15 protein-coding genes are annotated in these 15253 nt (G+C 72.9%); 5 read left to right on the top strand and 10 right to left on the bottom strand.

Annotated elements, in window-relative coordinates; genetic code table 11:
- Together IEZ00_RS30245 and IEZ00_RS30240 are read left to right on the top strand one after the other, a co-directional pair.
- On the top strand, window positions 1-628 hold a 628-nt coding region (locus IEZ00_RS30245), incomplete at its 5' end, for a DUF5753 domain-containing protein (RefSeq protein ID WP_229796232.1).
- On the top strand, window positions 628-828 hold the full coding sequence (locus tag IEZ00_RS30240; RefSeq protein ID WP_189226772.1) for a DUF397 domain-containing protein: 201 nt from the start codon (window positions 628-630) through the stop codon (window positions 826-828). The genes IEZ00_RS30245 and IEZ00_RS30240, both read left to right, overlap by 1 nt.
- 59 nt (window positions 829-887) lie before the next feature.
- Here IEZ00_RS30240 and IEZ00_RS30235 read toward each other — a convergent pair whose 3' ends face one another.
- The 3 genes from IEZ00_RS30235 to IEZ00_RS30225 all read right to left on the bottom strand — a co-directional run bounded on the left by IEZ00_RS30235 (window position 888) and on the right by IEZ00_RS30225 (window position 4837).
- Window positions 888-1646 (bottom strand): hypothetical protein, encoded by a 759-nt coding sequence (locus IEZ00_RS30235; RefSeq protein ID WP_189226771.1) that lies wholly within the window; start codon window positions 1644-1646, stop codon window positions 888-890.
- An 18-nt stretch (window positions 1647-1664) separates the two neighbouring features.
- Window positions 1665-3353 (bottom strand): PLP-dependent aminotransferase family protein, encoded by a 1689-nt coding sequence (locus IEZ00_RS30230; RefSeq protein ID WP_189226770.1) that lies wholly within the window; start codon window positions 3351-3353, stop codon window positions 1665-1667.
- 86 nt (window positions 3354-3439) lie between these two features.
- Window positions 3440-4837, bottom strand: a complete 1398-nt coding sequence (locus IEZ00_RS30225) for a M20/M25/M40 family metallo-hydrolase (protein WP_189226769.1) — start codon at window positions 4835-4837, stop codon at window positions 3440-3442.
- Window positions 4838-5092: 255 nt separating this feature from the next.
- Here IEZ00_RS30225 and IEZ00_RS30220 point away from each other — a divergent pair, with 255 nt between their 5' ends.
- Window positions 5093-6034 (top strand): NAD-dependent protein deacetylase, encoded by a 942-nt coding sequence (locus IEZ00_RS30220; RefSeq protein WP_189226768.1) that lies wholly within the window; start codon window positions 5093-5095, stop codon window positions 6032-6034.
- Here the strand turns inward: IEZ00_RS30220 and IEZ00_RS30215 are convergent.
- Complete coding sequence (locus IEZ00_RS30215; RefSeq protein ID WP_189226767.1) at window positions 5976-7055, bottom strand: serine hydrolase domain-containing protein; 1080 nt, start codon at window positions 7053-7055, stop codon at window positions 5976-5978. The genes IEZ00_RS30220 and IEZ00_RS30215 overlap by 59 nt on opposite strands.
- Before the next feature lie 51 nt (window positions 7056-7106).
- Between IEZ00_RS30215 and IEZ00_RS30210 the strand changes: the two genes are divergently transcribed.
- On the top strand, window positions 7107-7574 hold the full coding sequence (locus tag IEZ00_RS30210; protein ID WP_209619392.1) for a MarR family winged helix-turn-helix transcriptional regulator: 468 nt from the start codon (window positions 7107-7109) through the stop codon (window positions 7572-7574).
- A gap of 12 nt (window positions 7575-7586) precedes the next feature.
- Here the strand turns inward: IEZ00_RS30210 and IEZ00_RS30205 are convergent, their stop codons facing one another.
- Entirely contained in the window at window positions 7587-8417 is an 831-nt protein-coding gene (locus IEZ00_RS30205) for a hypothetical protein (protein WP_189226766.1), read from the bottom strand.
- A gap of 127 nt (window positions 8418-8544) precedes the next feature.
- Here IEZ00_RS30205 and IEZ00_RS30200 point away from each other — a divergent pair, with 127 nt between their 5' ends.
- On the top strand, window positions 8545-9246 hold the full coding sequence (locus IEZ00_RS30200) for an HNH endonuclease family protein (protein ID WP_189226765.1): 702 nt from the start codon (window positions 8545-8547) through the stop codon (window positions 9244-9246).
- Window positions 9247-9555: 309 nt separating this feature from the next.
- Here IEZ00_RS30200 and IEZ00_RS30195 read toward each other — a convergent pair whose 3' ends face one another.
- Genes IEZ00_RS30195 through IEZ00_RS30175 form a run of 5 tightly spaced genes read right to left on the bottom strand, consistent with a single transcriptional unit; the run spans window position 9556 to window position 15135 of the window.
- Window positions 9556-11055 carry an ATP-binding protein gene (locus IEZ00_RS30195; RefSeq protein WP_189226764.1) on the bottom strand — a complete coding sequence of 500 codons (1500 nt, stop codon included), beginning with the start codon at window positions 11053-11055 and terminating at the stop codon, window positions 9556-9558.
- Complete coding sequence (locus IEZ00_RS30190) at window positions 11055-12734, bottom strand: FAD-dependent oxidoreductase (RefSeq protein WP_189226763.1); 1680 nt, start codon at window positions 12732-12734, stop codon at window positions 11055-11057. The genes IEZ00_RS30195 and IEZ00_RS30190 overlap by 1 nt, the downstream gene beginning before the upstream one ends.
- Window positions 12735-12743: 9 nt before the next feature.
- Window positions 12744-13553: an inositol monophosphatase family protein gene (locus IEZ00_RS30185; RefSeq protein WP_189226762.1), complete on the bottom strand. Its 810-nt coding sequence runs from the start codon at window positions 13551-13553 to the stop codon at window positions 12744-12746.
- Window positions 13502-14020, bottom strand: a complete 519-nt coding sequence (locus tag IEZ00_RS30180) for an NUDIX hydrolase (RefSeq protein ID WP_189226761.1) — start codon at window positions 14018-14020, stop codon at window positions 13502-13504. The genes IEZ00_RS30185 and IEZ00_RS30180 overlap by 52 nt, the downstream gene beginning before the upstream one ends.
- A complete protein-coding gene (locus tag IEZ00_RS30175) occupies window positions 14017-15135 on the bottom strand; it encodes a DegT/DnrJ/EryC1/StrS family aminotransferase (RefSeq protein ID WP_189226760.1) in 1119 nt (372 codons plus the stop codon). The genes IEZ00_RS30180 and IEZ00_RS30175 overlap by 4 nt, the downstream gene beginning before the upstream one ends.
- Window positions 15136-15253: the final 118 nt, after the last annotated feature.

Here is a 15253-nt window from a genome sequence, read left to right as displayed (position 1 = left end):
GACCGACCGGCGCGGGTGGTGGCACGACCAGGGCAGGCTGCACACCGAGGAGTTCCTGCGCCTGCTCGGGCTCGAAGCGGGCGCCCACCGGGTCCGCGAGTACGCCCCGGACCTGGTGCCCGGCCTGCTCCAGACCCCCGACTACGCGCGGGCCGTGATGAGCGCGGGCACCCCCTACATCCGACCGGTCGACGTCGAGCCCCGGCTGCGGACCAGGCTGGCGCGGCAGGCCCGGCTGGAGGGCGACCAACCGCTCGGGCTCGACGTGGTGCTCGGCGAGGCCGCGCTGCGGCAGTGGATCGGCGGCCGGACGACCATGCGCCACCAGTTGGCCCACCTGCTGGAGGTCATCGACGGCAGGAGCGGGCACGTGCGCGTCCGCGTGGTGCCGTTCACCGCCGGGGCGCACCCGCTGCTGGGGGCGCCGCTGATGATCCTGTCCTTCCCCTCCCCCAGGTTGCCCGACCTGGTGTGGCAGGAGACGGCGATCAGCGGTGTCGTGGTCGACAAGCGGCAGGTGATACTCGAATCCGCCGCCGGTTTCGACGAGACCTTCAACCGGGCCCTGGACGAGAGCGCCTCCCGCGCCCTCGTCGCCGAGGTCCACGACGAGATGGAGCGGCCCTGATGCCCCACGCCTGGTCCCCCGGCTCGCGCGGCTGGTTCAAGAGCAGCTTCAGCTCCGCCTCCCAGGCCTGCGTCGAAGTCCGCTTCGACGACCACCCCGACGGTCGGGTCAGCATCCGGGACGCCAAGCACCGCGGCCCGCTGATCACCGTCGACGCCCGGCGGTGGACGGCTTTCCTGGAGCTGGCTCGCGCGGCCTGACCGGTAGCGCGCACCGGCCCCGCGCCCCAGACGGGGGCGCGGGGCCGGTGGCCGCGTTCTCAGACCGCAGCCGCGGGGGCGGCCAGCTCGGTGAAGCTCTGGGCGCTGTGCGCGGGCATGTTGAGGTACTTGGTGTCGAACCAGCGGGTCGCTTCCACGGTGATCGACACCGGCCTGCCACCCTCGACGGTGACGGCGTCGATCGACCGGTACCGGTGCGGGGCCATCGGGTCGCTCGTCGGGCTGTGGTTCTCGGCGATCCTGGTCAACTCCACCCAGGTGCCCCACCGCAGCTCGTAGTCGGACAGCCCCTGCACCCCCGTGACGTCCAGCACCAGCTGGTAGTCCGGCTGCCAGGTCATGTAGTGCGCCATGTGGCTCTCCTGCGACGTGCCGAAGAGCTGGTAGCGGGGCCGGGCGGGCGGCGTCTCGGTGGGGTCGAACTTGCGGTTCTGCAGCACGGCCTCGATCCAGACGTCCAACCCCGTGGCGACGACCCTGCGCTTGCCGAAGTCGTTGCCCGGCAGCTGCCAGATCTCCGCGGGGAAGGAACCCTGGTCGATCAGGTCCGGCAGCAGCATCTTGTGCGACTCGGGGTTGACCACGATGACCGGTGACGACGGGTCTTCGGCCAGTGCGTCCAAGTACTTCTCACGCGCGTCCTGCCCGTTGCCGTCCAAGCCCAGCACCAGCCTGAGGATGACCTGGTAGGTGTGCTCGGGCATGTTGAACATGGCCAGGTGCGCACCGTGCACGTCGGTGCGGCCCATCAGGACGAAGCCGTGCTGGTCGGGCTGTGGCTCGCGCTGCGTGGACATACTCGTCCCCTCTCCGGGCTAGAAACCGTTGCCCCAGGTGCGGACCAGGGCCAGGCGGGACACGTCGGGGGTCTCCGCGGAGCCGTCGACGTAGGTGATCAGGTCGACACCGCCGCGCCGGGCGCGCTGCACCGGGATCTCCGGGGCGGTCCGCAGGTCCTCGACCAGGCTGTCGACCAGTTCCCTGGTCACGTGCGGCATCACGTACAGGTGGGCGTAGTCCACCACGGTCCCCGACGAGGTCTTCAGCGGCACGGTGGCCAGCGAGTACCGGTGCACGATCTCGTCCGGTGGCTTCATGAACCGCACGGACAGCGACAGCGGGGTACGCGCCGCCGCCCACCTCTCGCCCAGTTCCCCGATCCTGGCCACCGCGTAGGCGGCGACCTCCTCGGCCTCGACGATCATGTCGACCTGGGTCTGCTCGGAGTGCCTGGCCAGGAAGTCCCACATGATCAGCGGGGAGAAGGCGTTGCGCGAGCCGCCGAAGGTGGTGTCCGGCGAGCCGATGACCGCGGGCTGGTCCGGCGGCAGCATCTGCAGGTTGGCCTTGGTCATGAAGATGCCGCACGGCCACGGCGCACCGGGGTACTTGTGGCCGCTGGTGACGATCGAGAACACCTCGGGGACGCGGAAGTCGAACAGCGGCAGCGCGGCGTCCTCGTCGATCCGGCCCGCGTCGATCGCCTTCTCCAGGAACGGCGCGTAGGTCGCGCCGAGGGCGCCGTCGACGTGGATCCAGTGGCCCGCGCGCTCGTCGACCAGCTCGTTGCCCTGCTCGTCGCGACCGTAGCGGACCTTGCGCTTGTCCAGGCCGTACTTGGCGAAGATCGGGCGCAGGGCGTCGCAGACGGCGGCCACGTCGTCGTAGGCGCCCTTGAACGTGCTGCCGTAGTTGAGGTTGATCAGGATGGGGTGGCCCATGCTGGCGAAGAACTCCACGAGCTTGGTCAGCGCCGCGATGTCGATGCTGCCCGGCCCGTCGTCGCCGCCCTCCGAGGGCACCTCGTGGTCCCACGGCTGTCCGGGGTTGAGCGGGTTGGCGTGCGGGTACTTCTTCGTGCCGAGCTCGTAGAAGCTCGGGATGCCCAGCACCCGCATGGCCTTCGCCACCGAGTAGTGGGTGTCGTGGGAGTAGAAGCCCACCGGCGAGTAGGCGTTCTCGTTGTCGGCGGGGACGGTGTCCTGCACCCACATGTACTGCGCCAGGCCGTTCGGGTCCGGCTCGCGCATCAGCGTCTTGCCCGACAGGTAGTCCCTGGCGTTCCACAGCGCGTAGTTGTTGCCCTCCGACGAGCCCATGGTGAGCACGTAGCCCCAGTAGGCGTCGGGGGGCATCTCGCCCCTGGAGTTCTTGGTCCTGGGCTTGGCGTGCCAGATCCTGGCGTAGTAGTCCAGCACGGCGCGCTCGGCCCAGCGGGTGTGCAGGGTGAAGTGCGACGCTTCGAACGGGTCGCCCACGTTGTTGAAGTGGTAGTCGAGGAACCTGGCCATGTCCGCGTGGTAGCTGAAGCCCTCGTTGGTCTGGTAGCCGAGGAACTCGGCGCGCTGCTGGGCGAAGTAGGCCTCCAGCTTGTCCAGCGCCTTCTTGCGGTCCGCCTCGGGCAGGCCGTCGGGAGGGAGCCGGAACTCGTCGTCGGTGGGCTGGTCGGCGCTGACCGCGCTCGACCGGTCGACCGCGGTCTTGGGCCCCTTGGTGGTGGTCATGGTCGCCTTTCTGTCGTGGTCGCCTGCTCGCAGGCGGGCAGCCCGCAGCGCCCCCGCTCGCACGCGGGGGTGCGGGGCGGCGGGATTCAGGGACGGGTGAGCGCCTGGAGCAGCAGCGCCTCGGCGAGCGTCATGCGCTCCAGCTCGGACCGGCTCACGCTCTCGTCGTTGCCGTGGATGTTCGCCCTGGGCTCCTCGCAGCCCCACAGGACGATGTCGGCGTCGGGATTGGCCGCCCGGAACGCGGCGACCAGCGGAATGGAACCGCCCTGCCCGGCGTGCTCCACGGTGGCGGTTCCGTAGGCCTCGCGCAGCGCCTGTTCGATCGCGTCGTGGTGGGCGCCGCGCTGCGCGACGAACCCGGTCCCCCGGCCCACCGCGGTGACCTCCACCTCCAGCCCCCACGGCGCGGCGCCGACCAGGTGGGCGCGCAGCGCTTCCAGAGCCGCTCCCGTGTCCTGGTCGGGGGCCAGCCTCATGCTCACGCGCGCGCGGGCCGCCGGGCAGAGCACGTTCGTGGCCGCGTCCATGCCGGGCACCCCGCTCAGGCCCACCACGTTGATCGACGCCCTGCCGTAGAGCCGCTTGGCCAGGCTGTCCTCGGGCGCGCCGATCAGCGCCACGCCGGGCAGCACGCCCGCGTCGGCGCGGAAGGACTCCTCCGACACCGCCGACCACGGGTAGTCCTGGTCGGCCAGACCGGGCACCGCCACCGCGCCGGTCTCCCGGTCCAGCAGCGTGGACAGCACCTGCACCAGCGCCATGAAGGCGTCCGGCGCGGGCCCGCCGTACATCCCGCTGTGCACCGCGCGCCGCAGCGTGCGCAGCTCCACGTCGACCACCGCGATGCCGCGCAGGGTCGAGGTCAGGGTGGGCGCGCCCAGCCGCAGGTTGCCGGTGTCGGCCACGACCACCACGTCGGCCTGGAACCGCGGGTCCTCCGGGTGCTCGGCCAGGTACTGGTCCAGCGTGCTCTCGCCGGTCTCCTCCTCGCCCTCCACCACCAGCTTGAGGTTCACCGGCGCGTCCGCCGCCTGCTCCAGCAGTGCCCTGACCGCGCCGAGGTGCATCACCACGCCGGACTTGTCGTCCGCCGCTCCCCGCCCGTAGAGCCGGGTGTCGTCCCCGTCGGGCACCTCCTTCGGGGTGAAGGGCTCGGTCACCTGCCACTGCGCGGCGTCGGCGGGCTGCACGTCGTAGTGGGCGTAGAGCAGCACCGTCGGCGCGCCCGCGTGCTTGCGCTCGTCGGCGTACACCAGCGGGGCGGAGGTGCTGCCGCCGTGCTCGATGGTGATGACGTCCGCGCTGCCCAAGCCCGCTGCGCGGAACAGCTCGGCGACCCGGCGGGCGGTGGCGGCCAGCGGTTCGGCCGGGCCCGCGCTGACCGACCGCAACCGGACCAGCTCGCTCAGCGTCCCCCACAGCTCGGGCAGCATCCCGCGGACCGATTCCCGGACGCCTTCCCCCGACGAGACAACGGTCATCCGACTCCCCTTCCCTCCACTGCGGACGATGTCGGACCCGGAACTCATCGTGGCAGCGGGCAATCAGGTCCGACAGGCCCGCGCGAGGGGAAGCCCCCATTGAGTGAGATGCTTGACCGACAAGGAAAACCCCTCGATCGGGAGGTTTCGCCGCCTGCGGCACGGCCCCGTCCCCGGCCGGGGGACCGCCCGGCCGGGGACCTCCGCCACCAGGTGACACTCCGATGAACCCGCGGCCGCACGTAGTCTCGAACCATGCGAACACGACCCACGTTGAGCTGGACGGCCACGGGCGCGCCGCTGCCGCGGACGACCAGCCTGGACGAGGTCGTCCCGGTGGTCGCGCGGGGACGGGTGCTGGTGCTCAGCGGGGCGGGGCTGTCCACCGAGTCCGGCATCCCCGACTACCGCGGCGCCGCGGGCAGTCTGCGCAAGCACACCCCGATGACCTACCAGGAGTTCGTCGACAGCCCGGACGCCCGCCGCCGGTACTGGGCGCGCAGCCACCTGGGCTGGCGGACCATCGCCAGAGCCCGGCCCAACGACGGCCACCGGGCGGTGGCGGCGCTGCGCGCGGCGGGCCACCTCTCCGGCGTCATCACGCAGAACGTGGACGGCCTGCACCAGGCCGCGGGCACGTCCGACGCGGTGGAGTTGCACGGCAGCCTGGACCGCGTGGTCTGCCTGGACTGCGGGCGGACCAGCCCGCGCGAGGAGCTGGACCGCAGGCTGCGCGCGGCCAACCCGTCGTTCGAGGGCGAGGCCACCCGGATCAACCCCGATGGCGACGTCGACCTCGACGAGGGGCAGGTGCGCGGCTTCCGGGTGGTCGGGTGCGCGGACTGCGGCTCCGGCGTGCTCAAGCCGGACGTCGTGTTCTTCGGCGAGAACGTGCCGCCGGAGCGGGTGCGGCGGTGCTACCGGCTCGTCGACCAGTCACGGGCGCTGCTGGTGCTCGGCTCCTCGCTGACGGTCATGTCGGGGCTGCGGTTCGTCCGCCACGCGGCCAAGGCGGGCAAGCCGGTGCTGATCGTCAACCGCGGCCAGACCCGTGGCGACGCCTGCGCGACCGTGCGCGTGGACCTGCCGCTGGGACGGGCGCTGACCGACCTCGTGGCGCAACTGGCCGGGAGCGGGCTCAGCGGTACAGGGCTTCCAGGAGCGGCGTCCACCGCGGGTCCGGTCCCGCCGGGGTGATCAGCACGCGGTTGGTCACGTACCCCAGGCCGATGCCCAGGTCCGGGTCGGCGAAGGCGAGCGAGCCGCCCGCGCCGGTGTGGCCGAAGGCGCGCGGGTTGGGCGCGAACGGCCGGACCTCGTTGGGCAGCATGTAGCCCAGCCCGAACCGGGTGCGCCCGCCCAGCACCTCGTCGGGGCCGTCGCTGCGCGGGGCGGTGGCCCGCGCCAGCACGTCGGAGCCGAGCAGGTCCGCCAGTCCGCCGTGCAGCGCGGCCAGCGCGCGGGCGGTGGCGTGGCCGTTGACGGCCGGGATCTGCGCCCGCCGCGCGGCGGGCGTGTTGATGGCGCCGGGGACGAGCAGGTCCGCCGGGTTGGTGAAGGCGCGCAGCGCCACCGGGCCGGGGGCCGGTGCGACGCCCGCGCTCCCCTCGGGCGGCAGCACGGACGCGGCGCGGCGCTCGGCGTGCGCGGGCAGCCCGATGTGCAGGTCGGGGCCCAGTTCGGCGGTGACCAGGTCGCGCACGGAGGTGCCGGTCGCCCGTCGCAGCACTTCGCCGACCAGCCAGCCGAAGGTCACCGCGTGGTAGCCGTGCCGGGTGCCCGGCTCCCACCACGGCGGCTCGGCCGCCAGCGCGGCGGTCATCGCGTCCCAGTCGTAGGCGCTGCCCTCGGGCATCGGGTCGCGCAGGGCGGGCAGCCCCGCCCGGTGCGCCAGCAGGTCGGCGACCGTGGTGCGGGTGCGGAACGCGGGCCAGTAGGCCGACACCGGCGCGTCCAAATCCAGCAGTCCGCGGCGCACCAGCACGTGGGCGAGGGTCGTGACCAAGCTCTTGGACACCGAGAAGACGTTGACCACGGTGTCGCGTTCCCACGGCAGGGTGCCCGCTTCGTCGCGGGTGCCGTGCCACACGTCCACCACGATCCGTCCGCCCGCGGTGATCGCCAGTGCCGCCCCGCCCGCACCGATGCCTTCGCGGAACGCCTCGACCACCGGTCGGAACGCCGGGTCGCACAGCATCCGCGCCACCTCCTCGGACAAAATGCTCAACCTAGGTTGCACAACCATGGTTGAACATGTCAGCCTCCCGCCGTGGCGTCAACCCCCGACCGCGACCTGCCCCTGCTGCTGACCGCGCTGGCCGCGGAGTGCGACGCGCGCGTGCGCGCCCGGATGGCCGAAGCCGGGCACGGCGAGGCCCGCACCGTCCACGGCTACGTCTTCCAGCACCTGCTCACCGGCCCGGTGCGGGTGACCGACCTGGCCGAGCGGCTGGGCATGACCGCGCAGGGGGCGTCGAAGGTGGTCGCCGAGATGGAGCGGGTCGGCTACGCCGCGCGCCGCCCCGACCCGAGGGACAGCCGTGCCCGCTTGGTCGAGCTGACCCCGCGCGGGCTGGCTGCGGTCGAGGCGGGCCGCGCCGCCCGCGCCGAGGTCACCGCCGAACTGCTGGGCGCGCTCGGCCCGACGGCCGGTGAGTTCCTGACGTCGCTGGGCGGGCTGGCCGAGCGGACCGGGGCGCTGCGCGAGCTGCTGGCCCGCCGCCTGCGCCCCCGGTGACCGGCCGCCGGATCACCCGCCCGCGCGGTCGCCGCGGAACTCCTCGAACAGCTCGGGCAGGTAGGCCAGCAGCAGTTCCAGCGTGCCGAACGAGCCCGAGACCGGGTCGAGCTCGGCGTGGGCGTAAGCGACCTGGCAGCCCTCGTAGGACGGCACGGGATTGCCGACGTCGGTGAACCAGTCCACGAACGGCACCCGCCGCAGGGGCAGCACGGGGTGCACCAGCACCCCGTGCACCAGCAGCAGGTCCAGCACGGCCGGGCGGTTGCGCAGGGTCCACCGGTAGAACTCGGAGAACAGGAAGAAGCGGCGCTCCACGGCGGTGGGGCGCAGTCCGCGCACCCGCTCGGCGAGCACCACGCCGTGATCGGTGGCGGCCTGCTCGGCCTCGCTCCACGCCCGGTCGTGCGCGGCGCGCTCGGCCAGTTCGCCGCGCCGCAGAGCGATCAGGTAGTCCGCCCACTCCGCCGAGCCGGGGTTGCCGAACCCGTCGGTCGAACGGCCCAGCGCGATGGCGACGCCGCGCTCGATCCCCTCCAGGATGCCCGCGTCGACGTGCGAGACCCAGGTGCCGGGGGCGCCCAACCCGCGATCGCGGAAGAAGGCGATGACGCCTTCGACGTTGCGCCACCGGTCGGTCGCGCCGAACACGGCCGCCGGACCGCGTTGCAGGGCGCGGAGCAGTTCCAGCCGCTCGTCCATGGCCATGCGGTCGATCTCGGCCGCCGTGCAGTCGAGCGCCGCGGCGCAGTCCGCGGGACTCCGGGCAGCCGCCGAAGCCGTGCCGGGCGCGGGCAGACCCGCGAGAAGAGCGACGACGATGAGCCACCCCAGGCGCTTCACCGGATCAAGCTAACCACCCGACGTGATCAGGAAGACCCCAACCACTCGGGCGGCTTAACACGATCGAGTTACGCAGTGCCACCTGGCCGGGTACCACCGGGGCAGCGGAAGACCTGGGAGGAGCCCGATGACCCGGCGTGCCACCACAGCGCTGACCACAGCGCTGACCGTCCTGCTGACCGGCTGCGCCGCCCTGCCCGGCGGTTCACCCGCCACCAGTGCCGGCCCATCGGCGGCGCAAGCCGCCCAGCGCGTCCCCGACGGCACACCGGACGCCGCGACCGCGCGGACCCGGCTGGCCCAGCTGCGGGTGGCCGCGCCGGGCGGGCTCGACGGCTACGTCCGCGACTGCGACGACGGCGCGGCGTGCGTGTTCGGCAGGCCCTGGGTCGACGTGGACGGCGACGGGTGCGACCAGCGCAGCCAGGTGCTGGCCCGCGACCTGACCGGGGTCACCCGCAAGGAGGGCCGGTGCGCGGTCAACTCGGGCACCTTGCTCGACCCCTACACCGGGGAGACGGTCACCGGCGTCTCGAAGATCCAGATCGACCACGTGGTGCCGCTGGCCGAGATGTGGCGCGGCGGCGCGGGCTCCTGGCCAGCGGAGCGGCGCACCGCCGCCGCCAACGACCTGCGCAACCTGGTGGCCGTGCAGGGGAAGGTCAACCAGGCCAAGGGCGACCGGACACCGGACGAGTGGATGCCGCCCAACCCCGCCTACGCCTGCGCCTACGCGCGCGTCTACGTCGGTGTGAAGGCGATCTACGACCTGCCCACCACCGACCCCGAGCGCTCGGCGCTGGACCGGGCGCTGGCCACTTGCGGGTGAGGTGGGGCGGCCCCGGCCCCCAGGTCACCCAGGGCCGCCTCCTGGCGCACCCTGCCCGGCCGGTCGTGCAACCCCCTTGCCGATCGTTGGAATCCGCTGGTCGGGTCAGTCCCGGGAGGTAGCGGGCGGTGGACGGGTCAGACCTGCTGGGCGAGGTGGCGGCCTACCGGTCGCAGGACCGCGATGCCGAGGCTGAGGACGTCCAGGTGCGGCTGGACGGGCTGGCGCGCTAGCGCGGGGGCAACCGGGGCCGGGTAGCGGTTACCGGCCCCGGCGGAGGGGTCGGGTGGTACTTGCAGGCGCCTGGGATCAGGCGGTGGTCGTGCTTTCCGGGAGTGGGGGCGCGACCAGGGGCAGCAGGACCCGGAACCGGGTGTCGCCCGGCGCCGACTCGACCTGGATGTCGCCGCGGTGCTTGTTGACCACGATCCGCCACGAGATGTCCAACCCCAGCCCGGTCCCCTCCCCCACCGGCTTGGTGGTGAAGAACGGCTCGAAGATCCGCCCCAGCAGCTCCGGCGCGATCCCCACGCCGGTGTCCCCGATCTCCACCACCGCGCGGTCCTCCCGCCGGGACGTGCGCACGGTCAGCGTCCCCTCGCCGCCCATCGCCGCCAGCGCGTTGTCCACCAGGTTGGTCCACACCTGGTTCAGCTCCGCCGCGTACGCGGGCAGCGCGGGCAGCGACCGGTCGTAGTCCTTGACCACCCGCACCCGGTCACCGATCTTGCGCCCCATCATCACCAGGGTCGAGTCGAGCAGCTCGTGCACGTCGACCACCTGGAAGGGCGCCCGGTCCAGCTGCGAGTACTGCTTGGCCGCGCCGACCAGGCTGGAGACCCTGGTGGTCGCGTCCTCGATCTCGTTCATCAGGGTCTCGGTCTCCACCGTGTAGCCCAGCCACCGCACGGCCGCCTCGGTGGCAGTCTGGGGACAGCGGTTCACCGCGTGCTCCAGCCACGCCACGTCCAGGCCACCGGCCACGAGGGTCGGCGCGAGCTCCCAGCCGCCCTCGACGCCGTGCGCGGCCAGCCACTCGCCGACCTCGTCCTCGCGGTCGGCGGCCTCCATCGGCCCCAGCTCGGGGGCCTTGGCGACCCGCTCGACGGCCTCCGCCTGCAACTCCACCAGCACCGGCAGGGTGGCCGGGTCGATCGAGCCGCCCGCGAGCATGGCCAGCTTGTGGCGCATCCCGGCGACCCGCTCGCGCAGCGCGGCGGTCGCGCGGACCGCCGCGGCGGCCGGGTTGTTCAGCTCGTGGGTCAGGCCCGCCGACAGCGAGCCCAGCGCCAGCAGCCGCTCGCGCTGGCCGACGATGCGCTGGGTGTTCCGCATCCCGATGAGCAGCCCCTCCAGCAGGTGCATGGCCATCGGGAACCACTCGCGCACGATCGGCCCGAAGTCCCGCGCGGGCAACTGGTACAGGCGCACGTCGGTGATCGCCTCGGCGGTCATCTGGTAGGCGGTCCCGGACGCCGCGTCGGTCTCCAGGTACGCCTGGGTGGCGCCGAAGTAGGCCCCGCGGTGGTCGGTGCGGTTGATCTCGACGCGCTGGCCGCCGATGTCGCGGCTGAGCGCGATCGTGCCGTCGAGCAGCACGAAGAAGCACGTCGCGGGTTCACCCTCGGTGTGCACGGCGCTGCCCGCGGCGCGGATCTCGACCTGTCCGTGCTCGACCAGCCAGGCCAGCTGGTCCTCGTCCAGGTGCTGGAACAGGAACAGGCCGCGCAGGTCCTCGGCGGTCAGCTTCAGCGGCTCGTCCTGCGACTCGTTCCGGGGCTCGTTCTGCGGCTCGTTCCGGGGGGACATCAGGACCTCTCCAGGTAGCGGTGCACCAGCGATACCGCCATCGCGCCTTCGCCGACCGCGGAAGCCACTCGCTTCACCGAGGCGGCGCGCACGTCGCCCGCGACGAACACGCCGGGCAAGCTGGTCTCCAGGTGGTAGGGCAGGCGGTCCAGGTCCCACCCTGCCGGGGCGCGGCCGTCGGCGACCAGGTCCGGTCCGGCCAGCACGAACCCGCGCTCGTCGCGCGCCAGCGTGCCCTCCAGCCAGTCGGTGCGCGGCGCGGCGCCGATGAAGGCGAACAACCACGAGGCGCGCACCGAGGTCTTCCCGCCGGTCCGGTTGTCCCGCAGGACCAGCGACTCCAGGTGGTCGCCGCCGCTGCCGCCGACGACCTCGGTGCAGGTCAGCACCTCGATGTTGGGCACGTCGGCCAGCTGTTGGACCAGGTAGTGCGACATGGTCCGCTCCAGCGAGTCGCCGCGCACGAGCAGCACCACGCGGCGCGCGTGGGCGGCGAAGTACAGGGCGGCCTGGCCCGCGGAGTTGGCACCGCCGACCAGGTAGACGTCCTGCCCCGCGCAGTGGGGCCCCTCGGTGGTGGCCGCGCCGTAGTACACGCCTCGGCCGGTCAGCCCGCCCAGCCCCGGCGCGTCCAGCATCCGGTAGGACACGCCGGTGGCCAGGATGACGGTGTGCGCGGCCAACTCGGTGCCGTCGTCGAAGCGCACCACGCGCGCCGCGCCGCGCGGCTCGAGCCCCACCACGTCGCGGGTGGTCAGCAGTTCGACGTCGAACTTCAACGCCTGCCTGCGGGCGCGCTCGGTCAGCTGCTCGCCCGAGACGCCCTCGGGGAACCCCAGGTAGTTCTCGATGCGGCTGCTGGTGCCCGCCTGACCACCGGTGGCCCGGCGCTCGACCAGCACCGTGCGCAGGCCCTCCGAGCCGCCGTAGACCGCCGCGCCCAACCCGGCGGGGCCGCCGCCGACCACGATCAGGTCGTAGAAGTCGGTGGAGGGCCGCGTGCTCAGGCCGACCTTCGCGGCCAGCTCGGCGTCCGACGGCCCGACCAGCGCCTCGCCCTCCGCGGTCACCACCACCGGCAGCCGGGTGCCGTCCTGGCCCGCGGCGGTCAGCAGCCGGGCGGCCTCGGCATCGGTGTCGTCCAAGGCGTGCCAGCGGAACGGCACCGAGTTGCGGGCCAGGAAGTCGCGCACCTCGTAGGAGCGCGGCGACCAGCGGTGGCCGACCACCCGGACCTGCCGGGGCGGTCTGCGGTCGGTCGCGCACCAGTCGGCCAGCAGCCGGTCCAGCACCGGGTAGAGCTTCTCCTGCGGCGGGTCCCACGGCTTGAGCAGGTAGTGGTCCAGGTCGACGACGTTGATCGCCCGGATCGCCGCGTCGGTGTCCGCGTAGGCGGTCAGCAGCACGCGCCGGGCCACCGGGAACAGGTCCATGGCGGCTTCCAGGAACTCGACGCCGGTCATCTGCGGCATCCGGTGGTCAGCCAGCAGCGCGGCCACCTCCTCGCCGCGCATCTTGATCTCGCGCAGCGCCTCCAGCGCGTGGGGGCCCGACTCGGCCCTCACGATCCGGTAGCTCTCGCCGTACTGCCTGCGCAGATCACGCGCGATGGCCCTGGACACGCCGGGGTCGTCGTCCACGGTCAGGATGGAAGGCCGTGCGGGGACGGGTGTGGTCATGCTGCCAAGTCAATCAGCGACACCCGCCCCAGCGGCACCGTCCCCGGTCAACGCCGGTTGCAGCCCGTCGGCGCACACCCGCACCGGGTACCAGTCCGCGGCGCGGGCGATCGGGTCGGTGAAGTCCAGCGGCTCGCCGTCCGGAGCGGTGCAGCACCCTCCCGCCTCCCGCGCCACGCAGTCGATGGCCGCCACGTCCCAGATCCTGGTGCGCCGGTGGAGGAAGGCGCCGTACGCGCCCTTGACGACCTGCACCGCGTCGAAGACGCTGTTGCTCATCCGGATGCCCAAGCAGCGCGATGCCAGCCAGGACAGCCGTCGGAAGTCCTCGCTCAGCTCGGCGGGCGGCCCGGTGTCCAGCCCGTGGGCCACCAGGCAGTCGGCCAGCTCGGTGCGCGCGGGCGTGCGCACCCGCACTCCGTTGAGGTGGGTTCCCCCACCGCGCTCGGCGAGCAGGACCTCGTCGAACTCCGGCAGCGCGATGCCCGCGGCCACCACCCGACCGTGCTCCACGACGGCCAGCATGGTGCCGTACAGCGCCGTTCCCGCCGCGTAGTTGCTCGACCCGTCGAGCGGGTCGAGCACCCACGTGGTGCCCGAGGGGCCGCGCCGCGGGCCGGTCTCCTCGTCCAGCACCGAGTCGTCGGGGAAGCGCGCGGTGATGCGGCCGACCAGCTCGGCGCTGATCGCCAGATCCGCCGGGGTGACCACCTGGTTGGGGTCGTCCGGCTTGACCGCGACGGCGGACCGGTCCGCCGAGCGGCGCGCTAGCGCGGCCGCGCGGCGCAGGCAGTCGTCGATGAACTCCAGGTGGGCCATGGCCGTTCCCCCTCCGCGATCCTCCGGTACCGCGCGACGATGGGGCGCTCCGGGGCGATGACGCCTGCGGGGACCTCACGCGCGGCGAAGAACGCCGCGCCGCAAGCCTCGGTCTCCTGCAGCACCAGTCGGTCCGACGCCGAGACGCGCGCCAGGTAGGCGGCGGTGACGTTGTGCACCTGGTCGCCGTTGGGGTACCGGTAGAAGTACTCGGGCCCCGCGAACACGTCGAGCAGGACCAGTTCACCCGCGCGCAGGCCGGTCTCCTCCCACAGCTCGCGGCGACCGGTGTCCTCGAACGACTCCCCCGGCTCCATCAGCCCTCCGGGCAGGCCCCAACCGCCGGTGTCGCGCCGACGCAGCAGGAGCAGCCGATCCCGCTCGTCGACCGCCACCACCGACGTGCCGGGCAGGATCAGCGGCCGACTGCCCACCAGTGCCCGCAACTCGGCGACGTAGTCCCTCACGCGCTCGCTCCCCCCTCGCCGATCGCCCGGCAGATCCGGTCGACCACCGGGTCCTCCATCTTCGGGTACAGGGGCAGCGTCAGCATCTCGGCGCACAACGCCTCGGTGTGCGGCAGCGGCGTCCCCGGCGTCAGGTGGCGGTACGCGGACTGGCGGTGCAGCGGCGGGTCGAAGTAGGACCGCGTGCTGATCCCCTGTCGGCGCAGGCGGTCGGCGAGATCGTCCCGGTCGCCGCCGAACGCCTCGGCGTCGACCCGGACCACGAAGTCCTTGTAGGAGCTGAGCGCGCCCGCCGGAACCCGCTGTGGCTCGACGCCCACCACTTCCGCCAGGCCGCGCCGGTACCGGTCGACGAGGGCGCGCCGCCGCTGAGCCCACCTCGGGAACGTGCGCAGGTTGGCCCGCCCCAGCACCGCGGCCAACTCGGTCATCCGGCCGCTGAGGCCGGGCATCCTGCTGTCGTAGTCACCGGGGTTGCCGTACTCCCTGGCCACGCGCAGCTCACTGGCGAAGTCCTCGTCGGTCGTGGCGATCAAGCCGCCCTCGCCGGTGGACAGCGGTTTGGTGGGGCTGAGGCTGAAGACCTCGGCCACCCCCTTGGTGCCCACCGCTGTGCCGTCCGGGTAGCGGCTGCCGAAGCCGTGGGCGGCGTCGACCACCAGGGGAACACCACGCCGGTCCGCGACCTCCTGCAACGCCACGGTGTCGCAGGGCGCGCCGAAGGTGTGCACGGCCAGCACGGCCGACGCGCCGTCGACCACCGCGTCCACCGAAGCCGGGTCGAGGGTGCACGTCGCGGGATCGACGTCGGCGAAGCGGGGCGTCAGCCCGTTCCAGATCACGGCGTGACCGGTGGCCATGAACGTGAAGCTGGGGATGACGACGTCGCCCCGCAGGCCCAGACAGCGCAGCACGAGCATCAGGCCGGTGGTGCAGCTGCTGACCGCCACGACGCACGCGACGCCGAGGTGCTCGGCCACCTCCTGCTCGAAGGCGCGCACCAGCCTGCCATTGGTCACCATGCCCGATTCCAGCACCGCGCCGAGTTCGCGCAGCACTTCCTGGTCGACCTCGAACACCGGGCGAGCCATCGGGACGGGTTCGCAGTGGGTCATCGCCTGCTCCTTCAGGCTGCGACGCCGGATTGGGCGCGCACCGTGAGGTAGTTGCTGTAGCGGGGTGAGGTGAAGTCCAGGAACCGCCCGTGCGCCATGGCCTCGCGCACTTCGCGCA

The organism is Saccharothrix coeruleofusca (genome assembly GCF_014648515.1).
Lineage (GTDB): Bacteria > Actinomycetota > Actinomycetes > Mycobacteriales > Pseudonocardiaceae > Actinosynnema > Actinosynnema coeruleofuscum.
The sequence above is the reverse complement of the archived record's forward strand: the minus strand, read 5'-3'. Positions and strand labels throughout refer to the sequence as shown.